The sequence below is a fragment of the Shewanella sp. VB17 genome (assembly GCF_013248905.1).
GTDB lineage: Bacteria > Pseudomonadota > Gammaproteobacteria > Enterobacterales > Shewanellaceae > Shewanella.
Map to the genome: position 1 here is coordinate 3,257,558 of NZ_JABRVS010000001.1, position 23,861 is coordinate 3,281,418.

A 23,861-nucleotide genomic window follows, 5' to 3' on the forward strand; every position below is an offset into this window, starting at 1 on the left:
GACTATGGCTACACCCATTGGTCAAGTCACTTCATTGCCTGAAAATGTACCTACCACTTCAAAAATTCTGATAATCATCAGATAAACCGTAACCATCAGTTCAGCGACCACATAAAAGTTATCTGTAGTAACAGATAATAATATCGAGATCCCTGTAACACCTTGAATTAGCATTTTGAAACTTTCATATGCGCTAAGTGGCAAGGATTCATATTTTGCTTTTTTCACAACATTTAAATGAGACTTAATTCTGGGCAATAAGGCGGTTAAAAAACAGAGATAGGCCTACTTTCCTGCCATATAAGGGAGCAGGGACATAAATTCATTGAAGCGGTGTATTGAGTATTATTTTGCTGATAAAATTAATGATATTAAGCAATTTACTGTTTGAATTTGCTGATATTTCTATTAACTCTCGATTGACTCAAATCAATCACCACAGTAGCCGATATTTTATCTTGAATAGCTTGTCTATTAGCATCCCAATAAATCTGCAAAAAACCTAATAATCCAGTCGCAAAACCTGCACCATAACCGCCATAACGGACAAAGGCACACCAAAACGACAGTTCTGTACCATCGAGTTGAACTACTCGTATTCTAAATAATTTTTTTCCTAACGTCTGTCCGTCAAAGCAGGCAGTAAAGACAGTAAAATATAATGCTGCCCACCCAAAACCAAGTCCCAGATCATTTAACAAGCCTTTAGTCCACTCGAGTAAGCTGTATTTATCATCCGATTCTTGTTCGATTCTTGACTCATTCTGGTAAGAATATTTTTTTGAAGAATTGTTATCGGACATCTGATAAGTCGCTTTTTTATCTGGCCATTGGTTAGCTGTTACATCCCCAATGTCAGTCATATTCGCTGAATACTGAGGTAACTCAGTATTCAGTATATCTAGCAGGGTATTTTTTTCTACTGAGGAAAAAGATAAATCATTAACCAAATTGATTAATACCGAACTTTTCAAATTATTATTTACATTTGATTCTTTAAGTACTGTGATCAAGTCTATTAGTTCGTTTTCCGCACACTCAATATCTTCACACTGATAAAGGCTCATAACTTTAGACCCAGAACCCAAAAGCACAATACGCTCTTTCATTGTACCTAACTCTTCACCTTCATTACCGTTCTCAACTTCACTTGATGTGGCAGGTGAAACTAAATTGTTAACTGTAACCAAGAGCATAAATAACATCACAAGGTACAAAAACCATTGGAATAATTTGCCTAATTCACGGCTTTTTTTCTGTATTGATAAGGTTAAACCAACAAAAAATATAAAAATAAACCCCGCTTGCTCAGCCAATACAGCCACAAATAAAGCATCGATGAACATTGCCAAAAAACGCTTTAAAGGGCTAGCCAGTGGAACATAAAGTAGTTCAGGTGCCATCTGAAAAGCCAACGGTGTCACCATGTATTTAGGATCAGCATCCTGATTCTGAATCGTCATATCATTAATCACTTATTATTATTATTATTATTATTATTATTATTATTTATTTTTTAGCGGCATACTGACAGTTTGACCGAAATGGACCTATATTCAATCATTGAACAAACGCTTAAGATAATGTTAAATTAATCATAAAAAACATCATACTAGCACTTTATAACATATGAAAAATTAAAAAATTCGAATAAATAAAGCAATATTGATAACTAAATGGAATAAAGAAGAACAAACAATCACTTCTATTGCTGTAAAAGGCGATTATGATTCAACTACTGTATTGTTAGGAGCTGCGAGCCATGAGCAACATTTTTGAAGATAATTCACATACTATCGGTCACACCCCCCTTGTTCGTTTAAAACGCGTTAGTCAAGGTAATATTTTAGCTAAAATTGAAGCTAGAAACCCAAGTTTTAGCATTAAATGTCGTATCGGTGCCAATATGATATGGGATGCCGAAAAAAAAGGGACACTGACTCAAGATAAAGAGTTAATAGAGCCAACTTCAGGCAATACAGGAATAGCACTCGCCTATGTCGCTGCAGCTCGTGGTTATAAGCTGACACTAACCATGCCAAACACGATGAGCCTGGAACGTCGTAAACTTCTCAAAGCTCTTGGTGCTAAACTCGTGCTTACTGAAGGGGCTAAAGGCATGAAAGGAGCGATAGATAAAGCGGAAGAAATTTGCCAATCTGCTCCCGACAAATATATTTTATTACAGCAATTTAACAACCCTGCTAATCCCGATATTCATGAAAAAACCACAGGGCCAGAGATTTGGAATGACACTGATGGTGAAGTCGATGTTATTGTTGCTGGCGTTGGCACTGGTGGTACGATTACTGGTGTGAGCCGTTACATCAAAAACGTTCAAGGTAAAGCCATCACTTCCGTCGCGGTAGAGCCTACCGATTCGCCGGTTATTCAACAAACTCTTTCAGGGCTGGAGATAAAACCAGGCCCCCATAAAATACAGGGAATAGGCGCAGGTTTTATTCCTGGCAATCTTGATTTAGAGATGATTGATCGAGTCGAAGCAGTGACCAATGAAGAGTCTATTGAAATGGCTCAACGCCTAATGAAGGAAGAAGGCATTCTCGTTGGGATCTCTTCCGGCGCAGCAGTCGTTGCTGCAAATCGTATTGCTGCATTGCCTGAGTTTAAAGATAAAAACATTGTGGTGATATTACCTTCTGCAGCAGAACGTTATCTATCATCAGCATTATTTCAAGGTGAGTTTAGTGATACTGAAAACATTCAATAACATAACCCAATAGTGACTTAAAAAAACCAGATCCTATCTGGTTTTTTTATAACTATACTTTTTACATTTAAGGAGATGGTCATTATCTCAATCATTGCCTTACTCATCTATCCTACGGGGACTCTGAAACAAACATCATGAAGTCGCTTGAGTATAGGCCCATCCTATCAAATACATGCTAAGTCACAGATATTTTATGTTTTTTAACAAAAAAAATAAAATCAGACTAACCTTATACACAGTGAGATAAGAATAATCAAAGTGCTAACTTACTGACTAGTGAATACAATTTAGTTAACATTAAGGGATGGAACATGGAATCAATTAAAATATCTAGTTTTATGAACCAACATCCAGTGACATTTACTGTCAATATGCATATTGCAGAAGCTGTGGAACTCTTCCTTAACGCTAAGCAAATTGGTGGGCCTGTTATTGATGAAAACAATTATGTTATCGGTTTTTTATCTGAGCAAGATTGTCTAATAAAAATGCTTGAGGCTACCTACCTGAATGAAAACCATTATGTCGTAGGTGATATAATGCATGCTAACCCGCTTACTGTGCGACCTGAAGGCTCAGTGCTAGATTTAGCACAACAAATGACACATGCTAAACCTAAAATATACCCCATCATCGATGAATCGAATAAACTGATTGGTATCATTAACCGTACCGATGTGCTCAAAGCTATTGATGACCAATTAAAAGCAATGTATAAGCAGGGCCATTCTCGTCTAGTTTAATTCATGTAATAAGATACATATTTTATCTGCCGTTATTATCGTGATAAGAAATCACAAGGCTTCAATTTGAGGTATTAAGTAAAAATGAACTAAAGAATAATTAGAATCAAATATTATTATCAAAAATACTCTTTTACTATTAAGCCATGGACGACTTATTAGGACAATAGAGATGAAATATTCATTAAAAAAAATCTCACATCATGCATCTCGACTCCCAAGCCCTATGGCAGGATTGGCATTAGCCATTGCTAGCTTAGGTTGGGCATGGGAAAGCATGCTGCCTGACATCGATGGCTGCGGGCAACTTATCGGCGCAGCGATAGCCGCAGTGATGTTAATCTCATTAGTGATTAAATTTATCCTTCACCCAAACATCCTAAAACAGGAACTTTCACACCCTGTGGTAGGTAGCGTAATTCCCACCTTCGCAATGGGATTGATGATAGTCTCTAATACTTTAGGGCAGTATTTCCCCAACCAAGGGCTGTTGTTATGGCTAGCAGCCATTGCTATTCATATTGTATTTTTAACCATGTTTGTTTACTTTCGCGCGATTGATTTTAAACTCGAACATATGGTACCAAGCTGGTTTGTGCCCCCAATTGGGATCATTGTCGCAGCGGTGAGTTTCCCCGGCGATCAATACCAGTGGCTAGCCAATGCCACACTCAACTTTGGCATGGCCTGCTACCTCATCATGCTGCCCATTATGCTATACCGTTTAATATTCTGCGCACCGATTCAAGATGCTGCCAAGCCTACCATTGCGATAATGGCAGCACCAGCCAGCTTATCTTTAGCCGGATATTTAACGGTGAGTGCCCAGCCTTCACTCGTCATCGTCGGGCTGCTGCTGAGTATTGCAGTATTAATGACCAGTGTTATCTACTTAGCTTTCCTTCACTTATTAAGACTGCCATTTTCACCAGGTTATGCCGCCTTTACCTTCCCCATGGTGATTGGTGCAACGGCACTCTTTAAAACAGCCCATTGGTTAAGCCAGTCTTACGGGCAAAGTCAGTTCACGGATTGGGTCACCTATGCAGCACAAGGAGAATTATTGATATCAACGGCAGTGGTGGTTTATGTTGCATACCGTTACCTGTCTCACTACCGCCCCAATACACTCACCGCCTAATAACCCAATAGATACCACACAAGTTACAGCCATTAAATCTATGTTAATGGCTTATTTTTATCATAATCAAAACTATCGAGCAAACCACTTTTCTTCCATTTCCGAAACCAATGTGGATCACATATTCTAATATTAACACAGTCAACCTAATATTTAATTTTACTCGCCCCTTCGCTTACCTTTCCTTGAAGTAAACACATTTTAAAACAGCAGATATCCCTCCTTTTAAGCTGTAAAGAAAAATAAACATATTAATCGTAATTAGCGGTATTAGATCCAAAAAAATGTATCACCACCAATTGCTAATGTTACTGAAAAGTGCTTCTATTCCCACCCAGTAATTACGATTGCAAAACAAAACAAACATAGACAAAACACACGATAAACATATTGGGAGCACAAAAAACAAAGGAGGCGTAAAGGAACTACTCCACTGTTACACAAAAAAAACAACAATAAACTCTAATAATAAAAATTGAAGATTACACCAGGGAGAGACGAGATGTTATTAAATTCAACAATAGCAAAGGCTATTCGATACTCATTAATCACGAGCGCAGCAGCGGCAACAGCGCTAACTGCACCCGCAGTATTTGCAGCAAATGAAGATGAAAAAGTAGAGCGTATTTCCGTAACAGGATCACGTATTAAGCGTACCGATATGGAAACAGCCTTACCTATTACCGTATTGTCATCTGAGGATATAGCAAAAACAGGCCTCAATGATATTTCTGCAGTATTAGCACAAATGCCATATAACACTGGCGGCAGCTTTATTAGTGATGCAGGTAGCTCTGCCAGTAATCATGCTAGTTCAGGCATGCGGGGGCTCGATTCCAGTCGTACATTGACACTGATTAATGGGCGCCGTATTGCCCCATCAGCGAGCCTAGGGGATGGGGCAACCAACTTAAACTTAATACCAATGGAAGCCATTGAGAGAATTGAAATTCTTCGTGATGGCGCATCTGCAATTTATGGCTCTGATGCCATTGGCGGCGTCATTAATATTATTCTAAAGAAAAGCTTCGACGGCCTAGCTTTAGGGATCAATATGAGTAACCCAACTCAAGGTGATCGAGATGAGAAATCTGCAACACTCACTTTCGGGAGTAACAGTGATAAAAGTACCAGCTTAATCGTCATTGAACATAAAGATTTTGATTCACTTCAAGGGGGCAGCCGCGAACACCTATCCGCCAACTGGGATGAAGGCTACGCGCGAAGTCAACTATATGCACCTGAAGGAACATACAGGCCTGTTCCTGTGTATGGAGGAACTAAAGATCCAATTACTGGCAAAAAAGTTTACACAGGAGATTATGTCGCAGGTAAAGACTGTCCAGCCGATCGCATTGTAAACAACGAAGGCACACGTTGTGGTTGGAATTACTACGATGGTAAAGATTATTTACCAGAGCAAACCAAAGACTCACTATTTACCAATATGACCTATAACATCAGTGATGAAATTGAATGGTTTGGCCAAGCCATAATCATGAGAGATAAATCAATAACGGCTTCTACATCTCTGTACTCAGAGGATCTATACATGACCGCGGATAACCCCAATAATCCAACACGAGGGACAGCTGATGTTTCAGATATCCAAGTATTCCATCGATTAACCGATGTTGCTGATCGCGAAACTGCATTTGAATCAAATGTCATTGACTTTGTTACTGGTATAAACCTTGAATTAGAAGCTGGTTCACTAAACTGGTATGTACAATATTCAGATCAAAACGTCGATATTACAACCAACTCGTACGTATTTAATGACGAGCTACAAGTAGCGGTTGACACAGGACGATACAATCCTTTCGTTCGTGGCGGTAATGCGACTCAAGAGACATTAACTAGTTTTCTTCATACCGCAACGCGTAAAGCGGAAACGACAACAACAGGGACGAGTCTGTCTTGGGCATCTGAGCTACCACTAGAGTTACATGGCGGCACGATCGGCTACGCAGTTGGCGCTGAATACCAAAAAATGGAATATTCAGATAAACGTGACGCTCAACAATCAAATGAAGACCTTATCGGTACATATGGAGGCGATGCAGCAGGTGAAAGAAGCTATAAAGCCGCTTATGTAGAGGTCGATATTCCTGTTCTTAGTAATGTCACCGTCAAACTCGCCAGTCGTTATGACGAATATAGCATTCCTGATGAAGGTCAGGTATCAAGTTCTATTAATGTCCGTTATGAGGTTGTAGATAGTTTAGTACTGCGAGCCTCATATGGTCAAGGATTTCGCGCCCCAGCGCTTGATGCCCTTTTTAGTGAAAAAGCAACCAGTTACGGTAGAGTTACCGATACAAAAAGCTGTCAAGCCCTGCCTCAAGCCGATAGAAAAAAAGCTGATGTTTGTAAAGAAAATTCATATTTGAGAACAAGTACCGGTAACCTTGACCTTGAACCAGAAGAGTCAGATCAATATTCTTTCGGTGGTGTTTGGAACATTGTTGATGATGTATCCTTATCTTTAGATTATTACAATATTCAAATCAGCAACCAAGTTAATTTTCTCGATGAACAAGCTATTTTAGATTTAGAAGCGAGCTCAGGTTTAGACGCTTATGATCCAAACACAATTTTTGTGAAACGTAATGCGGCTGGAGAAATAGAAGAAATTGGCGCTGGTTTTATCAACATGGCAGGCGTTGAAACCTCAGGTATTGATATTTCGTTTAAGTCTCAATACGAACTAGCCGATTATGGGACACTCAATTTTGGTGTCGAGGGAACCTATGCACTCACTTTTACCGAACAAGATAGTCCAATTGCAGAACGTTACGATGTCTTAGGCAGCAAAAGCTATCCACCCATACGTGTAAACGCCTCATTTGGTTATAGTTACGGTGCAATAACAGCATCTTTACTGGCTAAATATATAGATGCATATGATGGAGAAACCGCCGCTCAACAAGCATCTGGTATCAATAAACAAGACTTTGCATCAAGTACAATTTGGGATTTAAGCCTAACATACGATATGGATAACTATGGTAGAGCCTCTATAGGTGCGCGCAATTTATTTGATGCTATGCCTAATGTAAATTACGAGCTGGGATACCCAGGCTACGACGATAATACTCACAATATCACTGGACGCGTAATTTTTGCAGGTTACAAAATTCAATTTTAATAAAATGACAATAAGATACTGTTGATAATTTTCATATCGTACTAAAGTAAAACGGCATCCATGATGCCGTTTTATTGCCTACTTTATCAACTAAACCCCAAATAATGCGCCCCCACCACAACCACACTCGAGAGCACAAATAGTGCCAGCATAAATCGCCAGATAAACTTGAGCCAATCGCCCCAGTCCACACGGCACACGCCTAAGGTGGCCATCAATGAGGCCGATGTGGGCACCAAAGCATTACTAAAACCATCTCCGAGTTGAAATGCCAATACAGACACCTGCCGGGTCACGCCAACAAGATCAGCAAGTGGTGCCATTAACGGCATCGTTAATGCGGCTTGTCCCGAACCTGAGGTCACAAAGAAGTTAAACACGGTTTGAAATATCAGCATAAACCAAGCTGACAAAGCATCAGGTAGCTGGCCGATTAGATTGCCGGCACTGTTAAGAATAGTATTGAGTACGCTAGGCTCACTGGGGCCGCCATTACCCAATAAAATCAGGATCCCCGCGGCGCAGCCGACTAAAATACAAGGCTCTAACATGGTTGCAGCGCCTTGCTTAAAACTAATAGCAATATCATTGATTTTCATCGCATTGAGTTTAAATACCACCCCGATGATACCAATCACAATCCCCATGGTAAAAAACTGACTCGCGATTTCAGGGATAAACCAAGCTTGGGATACCACCCCCCAAATCACCCACACTAGCGTCGCCACAATCGTCATTAACACGAGAATATCACCGAGATTAAAGCGGCAATCTAGGCTGGCTTTACTTTGACTCTCTCGAAAATGGGCATCACTGTGATAGCTAAACGAATACTCAGGATCTCGCTTCACCTTATTAGCGTAACGCAGGGTAAAAGCAAGCGCCATCAGGGTAAATCCACCCCACATCACCACCCGAACACCTGAGCCTGACAGTACAGGAACATCCGCAATACTTTGAGCAATGGCCACACTGAAAGGGTTCATCCAGGAGCTGGCAAAACCTATCTGGGTGGCCACATAGGTGACCATCACAGTCGTGATCCCGTCATAACCGAGCCGTATCATCAAAGGGCAGATTATAATGGCAAAGGCGATCGCCTCTTCCCCCATGCCAAAAACAGCACCACCGAGTGAAAAAAGCACAAAGATCACTGGAATAAATAGCGCTTCATTACCCCGAGTTTTATCAATCAGTTTTAAGATCCCATTGTCTATGGTTCCCGTTGCCATGACCACACCAAATGATCCGCCGATCACCAGCATAAACATGATCACCCCAATCGCACTGCCCCATTTAGAGCCAGATACTAGCCCCTCAAACGCAAAATTAAAGAAACCTGCACCACCATTCCCCTCAAACAACCCAACCGGAGCCAATTGGGGCTCACCTTTATCATCAAGCGCATAGGCAAACGAGCTAGGATCAATAACACTGCGGCTTTTTTCAATACCCTCGGTAAGGTAGCTCACTTCCTGAGTTTGAAAGGAGCCTGTTGGAATAATATAGGTTAGCAATGCTGCCGCTAAAGCAACAAAAAAGATGATCACTAGGGTGTCTGGCATTTGCCAAGTTTTGGGCTGAGTGGTCGTCTCATTTAATAACGGCTCAGATGATATGACTGACGACACATCATCAGTTGAAGAGGTTTGAGTATGCATATTGGCACCATTATAATTATTATATGGCACAAATATAAACTAATTCTATTTTGAGTTACACACTCGCATCAAAATACACACAAGTAAATGCCTCAATATTAAAAAAATCGAATAACAATCATGACATACATTAAAATTATCATTCACTATTCTAAAGAATTAAGCACCTTGCTATTCATTTGTATCACAATCACATGCGACAATAACATCACCAATAATGACAAGGCTAAAGCCGGCACGATAGGATGGACATGCCACATGAGCGGCGCATTTAGTTGTAAGCCAAGATAACTGATTAATCCAGAGAACATGGCTAAAAAGGCGCTATGTCCTTTAATATTAGGCCAAAACACCCCCGCTATAATCGGCCATAGAAATACTGCCTGCAACGCACCAAATGCTGCCAAATTGATCCACACAATCATCTCTGGCGGCTTCATGGCCCAATAAGTTGCCACGACGGTGATCAGCAACATCGCCACGCGGGTTAACCTGATCTGTTGCGATGCATTTAAGCTAGGGTATAATTTTACCGCACCATCACGAACAAGGCTCACCGCCGATTGCAATAACATGGAGTCCACCGACGACATCACTGCTGCTATGGGAGCTGCAAGTAACACCCCTGCCCAAAATGGACTAAACAAACCAGAAATCAACTTGGGCATAATGTCATCAGGTATGGTTAATTCAGGATAAAGCGCACGGCCCAGAACACCACACAAATGCGGTAATAAGGTCATCAGGAAACAAATCACCGTTCCCCATACCATGCCACGTTTCAGTGAATGACGGTCTTTAACCGCAAATAAGCGCACTAAGGTATGAGGTAAGCCCATGGTACCAAAACAAATCAATATCCAAAATGACAACATCATAGGCCAGCCAAGGTAATTATTCACACCATGAGGGCTCAATATTTCAGGAGAAGAGACACTGGCTTTCGCCATCAAGTCACTTAATGTTCCTTGAGATAATATGGTGCCAAACAAGAGTATTAGCCCAGCCAACATCACTACGCCTTGCAGTGCATCAGTCATCACCACCGCTCTAAACCCACCCGTTAGGGTATAAGCCAGTACTGTGATGACAAACAACCCTAACCCTAGCTCATAACTCAAGCCGCTCACACCAGAAAACAAGCGGGCTCCGCCAATAAACTGCACCGCTATTATGGCAATGAACCCGATGACTAAACTCACAATGGCCAGACGACTCAACCAAATATGCTGATATCGACTGTCAAGCCACTCGATAAGTGTTGTGTGCTGTTGCTGTTTAATTTTTAAAAGCTTGGGCCCTAATACCCCTAAGGTTAATATGGCAACGGGAACTTGAATTAAGGCTAACCACACCCAACCTAGACCCATTTTATACGCAGCCCCTGGGCCGCCAATAAAAGAGCTAGCACTGGTGTAAGTGGCCACCAATGTCAGTGCTAATAAAGGTCCATTTAAAAACGAGCCTCCAATAAAAAAACGCTTCGCTTTATCTTGGTGCAAAGTACTGGCATCTTGTCGCTGACTCCACCATCGGGTGATCATGAGGCTTAAGAGCAAATAGATAAGCACTGGAACTAAGTTAATCATGTTTTAGTCCCACCAAAACGATAAGTAAACAAATCAATAGCATTGGCGCAAAAATACACGAAAACCAAAACCAAACAGGTAATCCCATATAAATCCAAGTATCATCAATCAATAATGGGCCTGCGCACCATAATATAAAATAACCTAAGGTCAATATCAGTGCAGTTTTAGGCAGTGAAGACATAATCAGCCCGAAGAAAAAGTCAAAATAGATAGCAGATTCTATCCCCAAACATGATAATTAAGCTAGCAGTTATCTTATTTTGACAATAATATATTACTCAAGACTTCATGCTCTAATTTAAAGGATAAATCAATAATAATGTCAGCCAATGTGGTTTCATTTCGCACAAAAACATGAAATTGAATGACTACTTTTAATCTCTTTTAGATCAGTGTTAAGCTTTTTATTGGCTTTGGTGGCTGGAAATATTAAAGTAATGAACAATAAATTCGATGTCGTTATTTAAACGTTAACGGAATAAAAATATGAATAATCTTTCACTCCCCTTAAAACTAATCTTAATTTTACTCTGGTCAATCACCAGTTATTTTGTGGGTAGCATGCTCGTCGAAGAAGCTGACACTCAGCTTGGCATATTCATGCTGTTAGTATTTGCAGGACTCTGGATGACGGAAATTATTCCATTATCCGTTTCTGCTATTTTAGTCCCTGTTGTCGCCGCGTTATCTCATGTGCTGACATTGAAAATTGGCATGAGTAACTTCTCTGCCAGTATTATTTATCTGTTCATGGGCGGCTTTACCTTGGCAGCGCTGTTGAATAAACACGGTATTGATCGCTGGCTCGCTTCTTCTGTTACTCAGTTCACTAATGGCAACTTATGGCTAACAGTGATTTTATTTCTCGCCGTGGTGTCCTTACTGTCCATGTGGATGAGCAACACCTCTACCACGGCGATGATGTTGCCAATTGCGATTGGTCTTATTGAGAAAAAATACATTCGCATGCGAGCGTTTGTTATTTTAGGTACAGCCTATGCTGCCAATATCGGCGGCTTAGCAACCATCGTTGGCTCCCCCCCTAATGGTATTGCAGCCGCTGCGCTAAATATTGATTTTTTCACTTGGTTAAAAGTGGGTTTACCCGCCACTATTCTTATGTTCCCAGCCGTTTTATTTGCATTATGGGTAGTGATCCGCCCAGAAAAAGAGGCGCAAGTGGTGCATTTATCAGCTAAAGAACCGATGCAATGGACACCTGAAGCAAAAGGCTCCATTGCTTTGTTTTTGTTTACTGTTATTTGTTGGGTGTTTGCTAAACCTATTGGTGATTTTTTACAGGTTGACAGTTTTGATCGCCTGATAGCATTGCTAATAACAGCCGCCGCTCCAGCATTAAAGTTAATTAGCTGGAAAGAATTAGAACATAAAATTGATTGGGGTATTTTATTACTCTTTGGAGGTGGTTTGTGTTTGTCCATGGTGTTAAAAGAAACAGGCACTTCGGTATGGATGGCTGAAAATTTGCTTGCAGGCTTAGAGCACGCACCTTCATGGTTACTGATATTATCCTGTATCGCTTTCATGATTTTTTTAACCGAGTTGGCGTCAAATACTGGTTCTGCAGCGATTTTAATCCCCATCATGATAGCCCTTGCGGACCAATTTAATCCCGCCATTACCTATTCACTGGTCTTTGGCGTCGGCGTCGGCGTCGCAGCAACCTGCGCCTTTATGTTACCAGTGGCAACTCCGCCTAATGCACTGGCTTATGCCACCGGGGAAGTTAAACAGAGTCAGATGCTGAGAGCTGGGATGATATTGAATATTATTGGTATTTTTACCGTGTATTTATCGGTGACCGCATTTTCATAGCCCCTCTCCCGCCGAGATGCACTCACTGCATTTCGGCACTCTTATTTGGGATGTTAAGACGAGTGTAAATAGCGATGATTAATATCAAGTTTCATCTATTTTAATTTTTATATTTTCAAATACTTGTTTGCATTATTGCTTCATTTTCACTTAATCCAAATTCTGATATTTAGCGAACGATGATCCCCTTAACTCCCCCCAACACACTTAACCTTCTAACAAACGTCTGTCTATTTTAGATGATCGCTAAATAGACGATGCCGTTGTCACCGCAATCCACTCAGCATAACAATGAAGCTGAATTAATTAGCGTACTGGCTACTTTGATAAGCACTGAACAACCACATCAGGTTACTAATTGTCACAAACTATCAAGTGCATTCAGCAATAGCATCAATTACATTACATGTAAATAACTGTTATAAATATAAAATAATAATGCGTATATTGCATAACGAAGGATTCTCATGAAACTAACACGTTTAGCACTGCTTCTTGTTGTCACCACATCCTCCCTTACCTCTACTCATGTTCTCGCCAATACAGTAAAATCGACACCAATGACACGTTTGTTATTTACAGCAGATCCCCAGTTTTATACTAAAAGATCCGATATCAACGATCCAACATTAGACAAACTATCAGGTGTGATCAGTGAACTCAGGGTTAGCCAAAACAGCCCAAATCCTATTTTGGGTCTGCTCGTGGGTGGAGATATGACACAAACCGCTCATGATACAAGCATCACAGGATGGGAGTTTCGTTTTTGGAAGGACATAATTAAATACTATGGTGTGACAAACAAAGCCTATGAAACAATAGGAAATCACGATGAAACAACTGGCGGTGCATCAGCACCAAAAGATATTATTAAATTTATTGACCGAAACCGTCAATACTCAAGACAGAGCTATCGTCGCACAGGGGCTTTATATTCTTGGAATGTGAATGACATTCATTTTGTTGCTCTTGGTACCGGCGTTTTTTCATCAGAAAACCCGACTGTTTTTGGAGATGTAAAGAATTCAAATCAGCTGGATTTTCTACAAAACGATCTCGATTTGAACGTCGGTAATAGCCAGAAAAAAGTGGTCTTAATGTTCCATATGCCTGCTAATCATAACGATTGGAAATTAGCAGATAGAAATCGGTTTTTAAATTTAATTCAAGAATATAACATCGTTCTATTGCTCACAGGTCACACCCACTCTTGGGGAGGTGAAACCTTTGTGTCCTTACCTAATGGGCGACGCATTCCTCAAGTCACTGCACCGACATTACGAGCAGATCAAAAACCACTTGGCCAATACACAGATATTAAATTCCGTAACCAAAGCGGACCTGCTATTGAAGTCGAACTCAAACACAATAATGGTACAACAAAATATAAAGGCACCCAAAATTTAAATTTACAAACAGATAGACTTTGGTATCCAGGGATCTCAGCTTACCAAGAGCCCAACTATAAAACTGAATACACATCATGGAATGGCAAAAACATCGCGACCAAAGGTGTTCATTACTATAATTTTACCAATTATTCTACCAATCGATGCATTACATACAATGAGTTAATCCCCCAAACCGGTACTCGACTTGTACAAGGAAACTGTAATATTACTGATCAGAGATCTCTGTGGTTCTGGTCTGCCAATACCCACCAAATTCATTCTAAGTTAGATTGGGATCTTTGCTGGACTTATGCTGGTAATTATCAAGGTGCTGCAATTACGCTAGAGCAATGCCGTGATAATGATAGTGATCAACGATTTAAATATATTAAAAAACATACTGATATGGATTGGGTACGCTACATACAAGCAGAAGATGATAGTCGCTATCAAGTCGATGGCTACGCCAATGGCAACACGATTGCACTGTATAATACTCATCAAGGCAATACACAAACATGGGGGGTCAGTCATGTTCGTTATCCTGCTAATGCATTGTCCTATGCTAAGGACTCAATGCCTAGACACCAAGATCAGTAGTATCTGCATATAAAAACAAAAAGCTGTAATGACACATCATAGCGAGCAAAGACAGAACAGTTATCTCAATACAGGCCCCAGCTAGTCATTATCGTGATCAATCAAGTATCAGGATAATGACGAGCTAGCTTTACATAAAAACGCTTGCGAATACTAAACTGGCTATAAAGTAACACCATGATCGTAAATGGAGTTGAAATTATGTAAAAAAATAGATTTAAAGCTTGATAATCTATATGATGCGCGCTGAAAAATAACAAAAATACAAGGATCTGTAACATGTTTAAAATATCATCGATTATCAGTCTGTTGACAGCTGTATTATTCCTCAATGGCTGTGGTGGCAGTAACAATAATAGTTCAGACACTCCCGCCGTTAACCCTCAAACTGCACCGCAAGTTAATCCGCCTATTGAACCTCAAACTGCACCGCAAGTTAATCCGCCTATTGAACCAATTTTGCTCAAGGATATTCATTTTGTCGATGATAACTTAAAAAATTGTATTATTGATGTTGCGACCAAGCAGAAATTGACGCGAGTCAGTCAAATAACGTCACTCAGCTGCATAAGTAAAAACATAACCGACTTATCAGGTCTAGCACAGCTTAGCGCCTTAGATGATCTAGTATTAAATGGTAATCACATCACAGATTTATCCGCTGTCGCTGGGCTCTTAAAATTGCAAAGCCTGAGCGTCGCTAATAATAACATCAAAACCTTACCTGACTTATCCAACCTGAATGCATTAACATTTTTAGATTTGTCAAATAATAGTCACCTTCAAGAGTCTGATGGGATAGATGATATTTCACCTCCGTTAAGTTCCATTAATGTCCCAAATATTGCCAACCTTGCCGATTTAACCAGCCTAATCACCTTACGTTTAGCTAACAACCATATTATCGATATTAGCCCGCTTAGTAACAAGGTGGCCTTAGAAAGGCTTTACCTTGATCATAATCGAATCGGAGATGTTTCAGCATTGTTTAATTTAACATCATTAAACACACTTGACCTCAGCACTAATATGCTTAGCAAACAGCAGATTCCTACAATAAACAATCTGACAAAATTAACTCATCTCTCATTAGCAGATAATTATATTTTCGATATTTCTGGGCTATACAGTTTAACCTCGTTAACCTCCTTATCATTAAGCGATAACCTCAGAACTGCTACACAAGGTGAACCCCACTATTTAAAACTGGGTGTATTAGCAAATTTCACCGCGTTAACTTCACTAGAGCTGGCTAATAATTTGATTTCTGATATAAGCCCACTAGCGTCATTGGTTAAGTTAACCAGCCTTGATTTAGCTGAGAATAAAATAACTGACATCTCAGTGCTATCTGGGTTGACTCAGGCTAGGATAATTAATCTACAAGATAACAATAACATAGCCTGTGCGGATATTGAGTTACTCATTGAAAAACTAGGAGAAACTGTGGTTGCAGCATCATCAAACTGCATAAAATAACGCTAAATTGGTCATAAGTGCAATATTCTGCCTGCAAATATCCCTTGCGGGCAGATACATTTATACCAAGCTCCTAAAAATACAGAATTGAGTATTTTGAAGTACTGTTATTTAGGTATTGGCAAACTCCTCAAGCGCTTTTCCGGATAAGCGGTAACCCACCCATTCATCTTGTGGCTTGGCACCAATGGATTGATAGAACTGGATTGCGGGTTCGTTCCAATCAAGCACACACCATTCAAATCGGCCACAACCTTCACTCACTGCAATATTCGCCAAATGTTTAAGCAGTTTTTTCCCCGCTCCGCTACCTCGCTCAGTATGAGAGATATACAAGTCTTCAAGGTACAGACCCCGCTTACCTAACCAAGTTGAATAATTAAAAAAGTACACAGCAAAACCAATCGCTACCCCCTTTTTTTCACAAATTATCGCTTTAGTCGAAGAATCTTTGCAAAAAATTGAATCTTCAATGGATAATTGAGTTGCGATCACTTCGTGTTCAGCTTTTTCGTATTTTGCTAATTCTTTAATGAACCCTAGAATTAAACTCGCATCCGCGTGATTAGCTTCCCTTACTACAATAGACATTGATACTCCTTGTTAACTCTTACATCGATTAACGGGCAAGATAACATATTTTCGTTAGCATGATGAATCAACTCAGGTTAGCTCACTGAATAACGCCAATTCTAGATGAATTTACACATCCCATTACCTAATGAATCATTTGGCCTTTCTGTATATCCAAAGCGAGCATAAAATTCTTCTTTTCCCTTTGCAGCGAGAAGAGCCACCGTTGCACCTTTCTTTGCAACGACAGATAAATATTTTTCTATTTCAAACATTAACCCATTACCAATACCTTGTTTTTGATAATCAGGATCAACAATGACATCTTGAACATAGAAATACATGAAACCATCACCAACCACCCGAGCCATTCCGATAACTTGGGATTTATCGCGGATAACGACGTGAAATAAGGAATTTTTCAAGCTCATTTTGGCCATTTCAACATCTGCTTCTCCCCAGCCGACTTTATTCCTCAAATTTAAAAATGCCTGCACAGATGGGGATTCTAACGTCGTAATATACTTTCCTAAATTCATTGTCAGTACCTTTTACCTTAACGCTTTGTTACATCACTCATTTGCAAATAAGCATTAAATCGATAGTTAAACCAGAATGAATTTATGGCATGGTTTTAAATAAAACCGTAAACTTATCAGTCATTCGTTGATGCTCAACTCTTGTATCTAGCACATTTATATTTCAACAACCAAACCAAACCAGACCAGCCATCGGCCGACTTTTCAGCAATAACCAGTGCATGTTGAGTTTCATTGGCCACTGCAAGTAACCCTGTATTTGACCAAATGGCACTTTTTCCCACAGGTAGGTACTCACCGGTTGCTTGATTATGATTGGCCATGGTAACCAGCATATTATATTCTTGAGCATAATTTTTCATAGCGGCCGTATAAGCTTCATACCCCCCTTCGGTGATCATGACTCCCGCAGTATAAACCCCTGCACCGATATTAGCGCAATATTTTACGTGTTCTGGGTGATTGGTATCGGCACAAATGGCATTCATCTAACATCCTTGTGTGTCCACATTCATTAATAAGCTCCAGCTGATAGCGATAAAAAAGGGTTAATTAAGCCATGATTTGTAGACTTAATAACGCACTTTATCACGACCTTAAAACGATGAAATACCACGGCCACATTGATTAACCTGTGCTCAAATATTGACATACAACCTCAGCATATCTTGGTGTTGTATGCCGTTTTCATAAATGGGCTTTGCATAATGTGTCAAAAAATGATTTTTAATCACCGAGTCCACTCTAAAACCCGCACGCTGATAAAATGTCAGTTGATAGCCAAAGCTACCAGTACCCAATACAACACGCTGTGCACCTTTTAACTTTAACTGTGACAAGGTAAACGCCAATAGCGTAGAGCCAATACTCTGACCTTGAAATTGAGGTAAAACAGCGATATTAAACAGCTCTACCTCATCATCAGTGACTGGTTTAACGATTGATGCGCCAACAATCGTGTCGGCCTCAATCGCAACAAAACACCATGAGTCGCTCAAGTAATTTCGAATAGTGTCTTCACAAGGGTCTGCTTCCAGCAATAGCGCCATAGGGACTAGACTCGGCGCACACTCAATGTATTCCATGACTTTATACCTTACTTCCTTTTACGGTAACGCTCAAAAAATAGCAGAAAAACTAACGCGATACGCTAGCTTGACGCGCTTGGTGTAGTTTTTTATAACTTTCAATCAATCTTAGGTGTGGCTCTATGCCTTCTAGCTGCATGCTAGTTTTCGTCAGGCCGAAGAACTTGATCTCCCCCGTGACAGAGCCAACCACATTATCCATGATCTCTTTGCCAAACATTCTATTGAAGTTATGGGTAAAATGTTCAATGGCTAGCGCTTCATCTAAGCTCACCTCAAGCACGGCATGGACCGCTTGATAGAATAAACCCCGTTCAACTGTATTGTCGTTGTATTGTAAGAATTCGCCAACAAGCTCAATGGCGTCTTCATGTTCACCTAAAGCCAGATAAATCAGAATTTTCAGTTCAATAATGGTTAACTGTCCCCACACGGTGTTTTCATCAAACACAATGCCAATGAGCGTGGGAATATCGGTGTAATTATCTAACTGACTCTCTTCTAAACGAGCAGCTAAACCGACGAGTTCATCGTCTTTTAATCCATGTAAATTTAAAATATCTTCACGATAATCGAGGGCTTTATTGGTGTTGTCCCAAATAAGATCATCAACAGGATACACTTCAGAATAATCAGGCACTAAAATGCGACACACAGCAGCCCCTAATTCATTAAATTCGGCCACATACACTTCTTTGCCCAATGTTTCTAAAATACCAAATAAACGGCTAGACTCTTCCTGATTACTGCCAGAGAAATCCCACTCACAAAAGTCATAATCATGATCGCTACTAAAAAAGCGCCAAGAAATAACCCCAGTAGAATCAATAAAATGTTCAACAAAATTTTCAGGCTCTGTGACAGTCATGCTATTAAAGGTCGGTTTAGGCACATCGTTTAACCCTTCAAAGCTGCGACCTTGTAACAGCTCAGTCAAACTACGCTCTAACGCCACTTCAAAGCTTGGATGGGCACCAAAAGAAGCGAACACCCCACCCGTTTTTGGATTCATCAGCGTGACACACATGACGGGGAATTGACCACCTAGCGAGGCATCTTTCACTACCACAGGAAAGCCTTGCGCTTCCAAGCCATGAATGCCGGCCAAAATTTCAGGATACTTTTCTAGTACGTTCATCGGTACGTCTGGTAAGACAATTTCTTGTGCAATAATTTGCTTTTTAACGGCGCGCTCAAAAATTTCTGATAAGCATTGTACTTGGGCCTCAGGCAAATTATTCCCCGCACTCATGCCATTACTCAAAAATAAATTTTCGATTAAATTAGAGGGGAAATACACGGTTTCGCCGTCAGAGCGACGAACATAAGGGATCGTACAAATACCACGATCAGCACGACCGGAATTGGTATCAATCAAGTTTGAACCGCACAGCTCACCATCTGGATTATAAATATCGACACAATATTCATCTAACATGCCAGCTGGCAGGGCATCATCTTCTGTTAACTGAAACCATTTTTCATTGGCGTAATGCACAAACTCACTGTTGGCGAGCTCTGTACCAAAAAATTGATCATTATAGAAAAAATTACAGTTTAGCCGCTCAATAAACTCACCTAAAGCCGAACACAGTGCGCTCTCTTTACTGGCACCTTTACCATTGGTGAAACACATAGGCGATGCCGCGTCACGGATGTGCAACGACCACACATTGGGCACGATGTTGCGCCATGATGATATTTCTATTTTCATGCCCAGGGAGGCTAACATGTCAGTCATGTTCGAAATGGTTGTTTCAAGTGGCAGATCTTTCCCCAGAATATAGGTACTTTCAGCATCAGCACCTTGCCCCATCAGCAGAGTATTAGCATCTGCATCGAGATTTACAACCGTTTCAATGTTAAACTCGGGGCCGGTTTGAACGACCTTTTTCACCGTACAGCGATCGATTGAACGCAAGATCCCGGTGCGATCTTTCTCTGAAATATCCTCAGGCAGTTCTACCTGAATTTGGAAAATTTGGTTATAGCGATCTTCAGGATCAATAATATTGTTTTGTGACAGCCTGATGTTATCTGTTGAAATATCTCGGGCTTTACAATATACCTTGATAAAATAGGCCGCACAAAGAGCGGACGATGCTAAGAAGTAATCAAAAGGGCTGGGGGCTGAGCCATCACCTTTGTAGCGAATAGGCTGATCAGCAGTGACCGTAAAATCATCAAACTTGGCTTCCAGTCTAAGATTATCGAGAAAATTAACTTTGATTTCCATTGCATTAAGTCCAGAGTCGTGCGCTATCAAATGAGTTGTCTTGATAGGGGAGTAAACGTATTTTATCGCGGTAGTCTGCCACGTTCAACGCTTAAGTGCACCCTCTATACTTAAGTTTTTAGCGTTAGCATGAGAGTAAAGCTAAGGCTTACCAATTGATCATATGTTTATGGCTGATACGCTAACTTTTCGTTATTTTGGCTAAGAAGAAATCAACTTGTTTTTCTAACATTTGAGCCTCTTCAGCTAACTGCCTTGTTGTCATTTCTACCAGATCGGTTTTTTCACGTTGTTTTTTTACTGCTTTTTCTATTTTTAATGAACCTGCATGCACTTCTTGCAATGCATTATTTGATTGAAGAATTTTAGTTTCAATATTAGTAGAAACAGTATTGATATTTTCAGCCATATTGAAGACTTCTTTGGTCGAATTAGAAGTTTGTGAAGATAAGCTTTTCACTTCATCTGCAACAACAGCAAAGCCACGCCCATTTTCACCTGCTCTCGCCGCTTCAATAGCCGCATTTAATGCTAATAAATTAGTATGTGTTGCTATATTGCTAATATTTGTTGCTACTGTCTGAATCTCTTGAGTTGATGTCTTTAAACGTTCAGAATCTTCATTAGCTGAATTTAATTTAGATAATGACTCATCAATTTCATTTTTTGTTCTTCGACATTCTAACTCAATATTAGAAATATCTGACTTTAATTGTGTACAAGATTCTGACATATTAGTTAAAGAACTCATTATTTTCATAACAGCTCCCTTCACTTCCAGTTCAAATGTTTTTGCTAATTTTTCTTTTTCAATAATATTATCGAAATGATAAAATGCATGACTGATTTCTTTACCTACAAAATCTGTTACTTTAAGCACCATATTATTTATATTATTTTTTTCATTGTTAAAAAACTCAAAAATAGCGCGCACTTCACCATCGTGTCTATCTAATACTGGAAATGCAAAACAACCATGCACATTATTTTTTTTAGCGGGTACCGCCCGAATAAAACCTGGTAATACCGTCACATCTTTCACTGTTAAGCTATCTTTAGATTCTATAACCTGACCGATTAATCCTTTACCTTTAACAAATTGTGTATTTTCTGATATTTTTTTGAATTCTGCTATATTATTAACATCGATAGAAGAAGAGGTAAACCAGCAATGACACGATCTAGCTGTCAATACATCATCTTCAATATTAACGATATAAGCATGTCCAATAGGCCAATCTGCATAATGACATATATATTGTAGCGCTAAAGATATACAGTCATTAATGTTATTTGACTGATTAATAATATCGGTAACTGAATTAAGTAAACTCATCAATGCCAATGCTTTATTTTGCTCAATTTCTTCTATTTTATTTTTTGTCTCTGCTTGAGCTAACTCCACAGTTTGATCTACTTTATACTTAGACATAAATGAGTTAAAAAACATAAATTAACGCTCCAAATAATCGATGTTGTTCGATACTTATCAGTTAAAAATAATGAATATTTAAGTAGTCTAGCTGAATTATCTGATCATCAGCACTCATTTCGTATCACTAATTTTTCCATAAGACAAAACGGGTTCGCTTATCCCTGTTCTTTCTCTGACGGCGCTTAACGTATCGTGATTTATCACTAATCGTGCTGCTCTAATTTTTTTCCCTTCATCATCTTTCATTACCTCACCCAACCAAGCAAGCTGACACCCATTATTAATGAATACACTTTTCCAATATACTGGCAGCATGACTCCCACGATACTATTAATACCATGAGCAAGGCCATACTCCAGATAACCAAGTACCAGCTCTTGGCAGACTGTTTGCCTCTCACTCGGTGTTAGGTCTTTATCAACACAAAGCCGACTGCCTTCCCATGTTGAGGCACTTTTAGGTAAGCTTTCCTTTGTCACCAAGTTAGGAAATATATCCTCTAGCATATACGGATAAACAGTAGGATATAATCTCGCCACACCACACACCTGCTTACCTTTACGATATACAAAATAAACAGTGGCCGGATTATCATACTGATCGAACTCAAGATCTCCCATGGTTTTCAATTGCCAGTTTTGCCTCATGATTAAAGCTTTATAACGCAGTTGATGTTGCCCTGTTAGCAAATTATCATCAAATAAATGGCTATTTAATACTGATACACACTCAATGGTCACTTAGTCTATTCACTCTAGAAATGTTAATTGCTGACAATAGCTTATTTATAAGATGACTAAAAACTTATCCATCAAAATCAACTTAAAAATCAGTCTTTAATTCTGTAAAAAAGAACATGGTTTGGGTACGTAGTAAGCTCATTGAATATGCTGCTTGATAATCATGTGCTGCTTAGATCATCATTCAATAAATGTGAGTATAGGCGCATGACAACCATAGCTACCCAAAATTGTAATATACAGAATAGATACCATCTGACACTTAAGGTTTATCCCCAAGTTGAGAAAGATAATCCACTAAAGCCGCCAGCTCCTCTGCCGTCCGATGTGTAGAAGTTATCAGGTATTTACCATTCACTAATAAAGAGGGCACCCCTTTAATCCCTGCTAGCTGCGCCTGAGTATCATAATTAGATAGCGCTAAACTTGCATCAGCTGAATCCAAAGCTTTTTCTACATCATCACGTTTAATACCTTGATTAACAAAATAATCAGTGAGTTGTTCTTGACGCGTAAACGCGCCCTCTTTCTGATGAATACGTGTAAATATATGGCTGTGTATGTGACGACCAACCTTAAATTTTTTGGTTAAATAATATGCTTTTTGGCTCAAAATCCAACTTGGGCGACCAGCACCTATTGGTGTCCGTGTAAACTCTACTTTCCCCTTGAGTAAAGAAGCTGTTTGCTCAAAAAGCGGATCTTGGCGGTAACAATGGGGACAATTGTATGAAAAAAACTCTCTCACGACGGCAGGACTCGATTCAGGGATCCCTACAACCTTGGTATAATCAACTCCTTCAACATAAATCTGAGCGTTGATATTGGCAGAAAACAGATTAAGTGCCAAAATAAACAAGCCTGCTGTTAATTGGTATTTAATTAATGTCATCTGATCTCCATTAGTAATTTATTTCTAAG

General features: G+C 39.7%; 20 protein-coding genes. 7 read left to right on the forward strand and 13 right to left on the reverse strand.

The window, feature by feature from the left end; genetic code table 11:
- Positions 1–21: 21 nt before the first annotated feature.
- Both HQQ94_RS14000 and HQQ94_RS14005 read right to left on the reverse strand, forming a co-directional pair.
- Positions 22–174: a hypothetical protein gene (locus tag HQQ94_RS14000; RefSeq protein WP_173294993.1), complete on the reverse strand. Its 153-nt coding sequence runs from the start codon at positions 172–174 to the stop codon at positions 22–24.
- Between the two features lie 206 nt (positions 175–380).
- Positions 381–1,475: an RDD family protein gene (locus HQQ94_RS14005; protein WP_309247247.1), complete on the reverse strand. Its 1,095-nt coding sequence runs from the start codon at positions 1,473–1,475 to the stop codon at positions 381–383.
- Between the two features lie 287 nt (positions 1,476–1,762).
- On the opposite strand from HQQ94_RS14005, the gene cysK reads away from it, so the two are divergent.
- From cysK to HQQ94_RS14025, 4 genes are all read left to right on the forward strand, one after another.
- Positions 1,763–2,731 carry a cysteine synthase A gene (cysK, locus tag HQQ94_RS14010; RefSeq protein ID WP_173294994.1) on the forward strand — a complete coding sequence of 323 codons (969 nt, stop codon included), beginning with the start codon at positions 1,763–1,765 and terminating at the stop codon, positions 2,729–2,731.
- Between the two features lie 314 nt (positions 2,732–3,045).
- Positions 3,046–3,477 carry a CBS domain-containing protein gene (locus HQQ94_RS14015; protein ID WP_173294995.1) on the forward strand — a complete coding sequence of 144 codons (432 nt, stop codon included), beginning with the start codon at positions 3,046–3,048 and terminating at the stop codon, positions 3,475–3,477.
- Positions 3,478–3,649: 172 nt separating this feature from the next.
- On the forward strand, positions 3,650–4,618 hold the full coding sequence (locus HQQ94_RS14020) for a TDT family transporter (protein WP_173294996.1): 969 nt from the start codon (positions 3,650–3,652) through the stop codon (positions 4,616–4,618).
- Between the two features lie 502 nt (positions 4,619–5,120).
- A complete protein-coding gene (locus HQQ94_RS14025) occupies positions 5,121–7,769 on the forward strand; it encodes a TonB-dependent siderophore receptor (protein ID WP_173294997.1) in 2,649 nt (882 codons plus the stop codon).
- An 86-nt stretch (positions 7,770–7,855) separates the two neighbouring features.
- Here HQQ94_RS14025 and yfcC read toward each other — a convergent pair whose 3' ends face one another.
- The 3 genes from yfcC to HQQ94_RS14040 form a co-directional block, all read right to left on the reverse strand.
- Entirely contained in the window at positions 7,856–9,334 is a 1,479-nt protein-coding gene (gene yfcC, locus HQQ94_RS14030) for a putative basic amino acid antiporter YfcC (protein ID WP_217274186.1), read from the reverse strand.
- 242 nt (positions 9,335–9,576) lie between these two features.
- Positions 9,577–11,019: a sodium/pantothenate symporter gene (gene panF / locus HQQ94_RS14035; RefSeq protein WP_173294999.1), complete on the reverse strand. Its 1,443-nt coding sequence runs from the start codon at positions 11,017–11,019 to the stop codon at positions 9,577–9,579.
- Positions 11,012–11,203, reverse strand: coding sequence for a DUF997 family protein (locus HQQ94_RS14040; RefSeq protein WP_173295000.1), 192 nt, complete (start codon positions 11,201–11,203; stop codon positions 11,012–11,014). The genes panF and HQQ94_RS14040 overlap by 8 nt, the downstream gene beginning before the upstream one ends.
- 305 nt (positions 11,204–11,508) lie before the next feature.
- Between HQQ94_RS14040 and HQQ94_RS14045 the strand changes: the two genes are divergently transcribed.
- The 3 genes from HQQ94_RS14045 (at position 11,509) to HQQ94_RS14055 (ending at position 16,328) form a co-directional block, all read left to right on the forward strand.
- On the forward strand, positions 11,509–12,858 hold the full coding sequence (locus tag HQQ94_RS14045) for a DASS family sodium-coupled anion symporter (RefSeq protein ID WP_173295001.1): 1,350 nt from the start codon (positions 11,509–11,511) through the stop codon (positions 12,856–12,858).
- A gap of 467 nt (positions 12,859–13,325) precedes the next feature.
- Complete coding sequence (locus HQQ94_RS14050; RefSeq protein WP_173295002.1) at positions 13,326–14,849, forward strand: metallophosphoesterase; 1,524 nt, start codon at positions 13,326–13,328, stop codon at positions 14,847–14,849.
- Positions 14,850–15,128: 279 nt separating this feature from the next.
- On the forward strand, positions 15,129–16,328 hold the full coding sequence (locus HQQ94_RS14055; RefSeq protein WP_173295003.1) for a leucine-rich repeat domain-containing protein: 1,200 nt from the start codon (positions 15,129–15,131) through the stop codon (positions 16,326–16,328).
- Between the two features lie 111 nt (positions 16,329–16,439).
- Here HQQ94_RS14055 and HQQ94_RS14060 read toward each other — a convergent pair whose 3' ends face one another.
- From HQQ94_RS14060 to HQQ94_RS14095, 8 genes are all read right to left on the reverse strand, one after another.
- Positions 16,440–16,919, reverse strand: a complete 480-nt coding sequence (locus HQQ94_RS14060) for a GNAT family N-acetyltransferase (protein ID WP_173295004.1) — start codon at positions 16,917–16,919, stop codon at positions 16,440–16,442.
- Positions 16,920–17,020: 101 nt separating this feature from the next.
- A complete protein-coding gene (locus HQQ94_RS14065; protein WP_173295005.1) occupies positions 17,021–17,440 on the reverse strand; it encodes a GNAT family N-acetyltransferase in 420 nt (139 codons plus the stop codon).
- Positions 17,441–17,574: 134 nt separating this feature from the next.
- Positions 17,575–17,928: a nitrilase-related carbon-nitrogen hydrolase gene (locus HQQ94_RS14070; protein ID WP_173295006.1), complete on the reverse strand. Its 354-nt coding sequence runs from the start codon at positions 17,926–17,928 to the stop codon at positions 17,575–17,577.
- Between the two features lie 150 nt (positions 17,929–18,078).
- A complete protein-coding gene (locus HQQ94_RS14075) occupies positions 18,079–18,525 on the reverse strand; it encodes a GNAT family N-acetyltransferase (protein WP_173295007.1) in 447 nt (148 codons plus the stop codon).
- 52 nt (positions 18,526–18,577) lie between these two features.
- Positions 18,578–20,764 (reverse strand): OsmC domain/YcaO domain-containing protein, encoded by a 2,187-nt coding sequence (locus tag HQQ94_RS14080; protein ID WP_173295008.1) that lies wholly within the window; start codon positions 20,762–20,764, stop codon positions 18,578–18,580.
- Between the two features lie 181 nt (positions 20,765–20,945).
- On the reverse strand, positions 20,946–22,214 hold the full coding sequence (locus tag HQQ94_RS14085) for a methyl-accepting chemotaxis protein (RefSeq protein WP_173295009.1): 1,269 nt from the start codon (positions 22,212–22,214) through the stop codon (positions 20,946–20,948).
- Between the two features lie 96 nt (positions 22,215–22,310).
- Positions 22,311–22,940 (reverse strand): acyl-homoserine-lactone synthase, encoded by a 630-nt coding sequence (locus tag HQQ94_RS14090; protein WP_173295010.1) that lies wholly within the window; start codon positions 22,938–22,940, stop codon positions 22,311–22,313.
- 262 nt (positions 22,941–23,202) lie between these two features.
- Positions 23,203–23,832, reverse strand: a complete 630-nt coding sequence (locus HQQ94_RS14095; protein WP_173295011.1) for a thiol:disulfide interchange protein DsbA/DsbL — start codon at positions 23,830–23,832, stop codon at positions 23,203–23,205.
- Positions 23,833–23,861: the final 29 nt, after the last annotated feature.

What these genes read in the sequence shown, in the direction of transcription:
- HQQ94_RS14000 (WP_173294993.1), bottom strand. Translation starts at nt 174, where the DNA reads ATGCTAATTCAAGGTGTTACAGGGATCTCGATATTATTATCTGTTACT.
- cysK (WP_173294994.1), top strand. Translation starts at nt 1,763, where the DNA reads ATGAGCAACATTTTTGAAGATAATTCACATACTATCGGTCACACCCCC.
- HQQ94_RS14015 (WP_173294995.1), top strand. Translation starts at nt 3,046, where the DNA reads ATGGAATCAATTAAAATATCTAGTTTTATGAACCAACATCCAGTGACA.
- HQQ94_RS14020 (WP_173294996.1), top strand. Translation starts at nt 3,650, where the DNA reads ATGAAATATTCATTAAAAAAAATCTCACATCATGCATCTCGACTCCCA.
- HQQ94_RS14025 (WP_173294997.1), top strand. Translation starts at nt 5,121, where the DNA reads ATGTTATTAAATTCAACAATAGCAAAGGCTATTCGATACTCATTAATC.
- yfcC (WP_217274186.1), bottom strand. Translation starts at nt 9,334, where the DNA reads ATGCCAGACACCCTAGTGATCATCTTTTTTGTTGCTTTAGCGGCAGCA.
- panF (WP_173294999.1), bottom strand. Translation starts at nt 11,019, where the DNA reads ATGATTAACTTAGTTCCAGTGCTTATCTATTTGCTCTTAAGCCTCATG.
- HQQ94_RS14040 (WP_173295000.1), bottom strand. Translation starts at nt 11,203, where the DNA reads ATGTCTTCACTGCCTAAAACTGCACTGATATTGACCTTAGGTTATTTT.
- HQQ94_RS14045 (WP_173295001.1), top strand. Translation starts at nt 11,509, where the DNA reads ATGAATAATCTTTCACTCCCCTTAAAACTAATCTTAATTTTACTCTGG.
- HQQ94_RS14050 (WP_173295002.1), top strand. Translation starts at nt 13,326, where the DNA reads ATGAAACTAACACGTTTAGCACTGCTTCTTGTTGTCACCACATCCTCC.
- HQQ94_RS14055 (WP_173295003.1), top strand. Translation starts at nt 15,129, where the DNA reads ATGTTTAAAATATCATCGATTATCAGTCTGTTGACAGCTGTATTATTC.
- HQQ94_RS14060 (WP_173295004.1), bottom strand. Translation starts at nt 16,919, where the DNA reads ATGTCTATTGTAGTAAGGGAAGCTAATCACGCGGATGCGAGTTTAATT.
- HQQ94_RS14065 (WP_173295005.1), bottom strand. Translation starts at nt 17,440, where the DNA reads ATGAATTTAGGAAAGTATATTACGACGTTAGAATCCCCATCTGTGCAG.
- HQQ94_RS14070 (WP_173295006.1), bottom strand. Translation starts at nt 17,928, where the DNA reads ATGAATGCCATTTGTGCCGATACCAATCACCCAGAACACGTAAAATAT.
- HQQ94_RS14075 (WP_173295007.1), bottom strand. Translation starts at nt 18,525, where the DNA reads ATGGAATACATTGAGTGTGCGCCGAGTCTAGTCCCTATGGCGCTATTG.
- HQQ94_RS14080 (WP_173295008.1), bottom strand. Translation starts at nt 20,764, where the DNA reads ATGGAAATCAAAGTTAATTTTCTCGATAATCTTAGACTGGAAGCCAAG.
- HQQ94_RS14085 (WP_173295009.1), bottom strand. Translation starts at nt 22,214, where the DNA reads ATGTTTTTTAACTCATTTATGTCTAAGTATAAAGTAGATCAAACTGTG.
- HQQ94_RS14095 (WP_173295011.1), bottom strand. Translation starts at nt 23,832, where the DNA reads ATGACATTAATTAAATACCAATTAACAGCAGGCTTGTTTATTTTGGCA.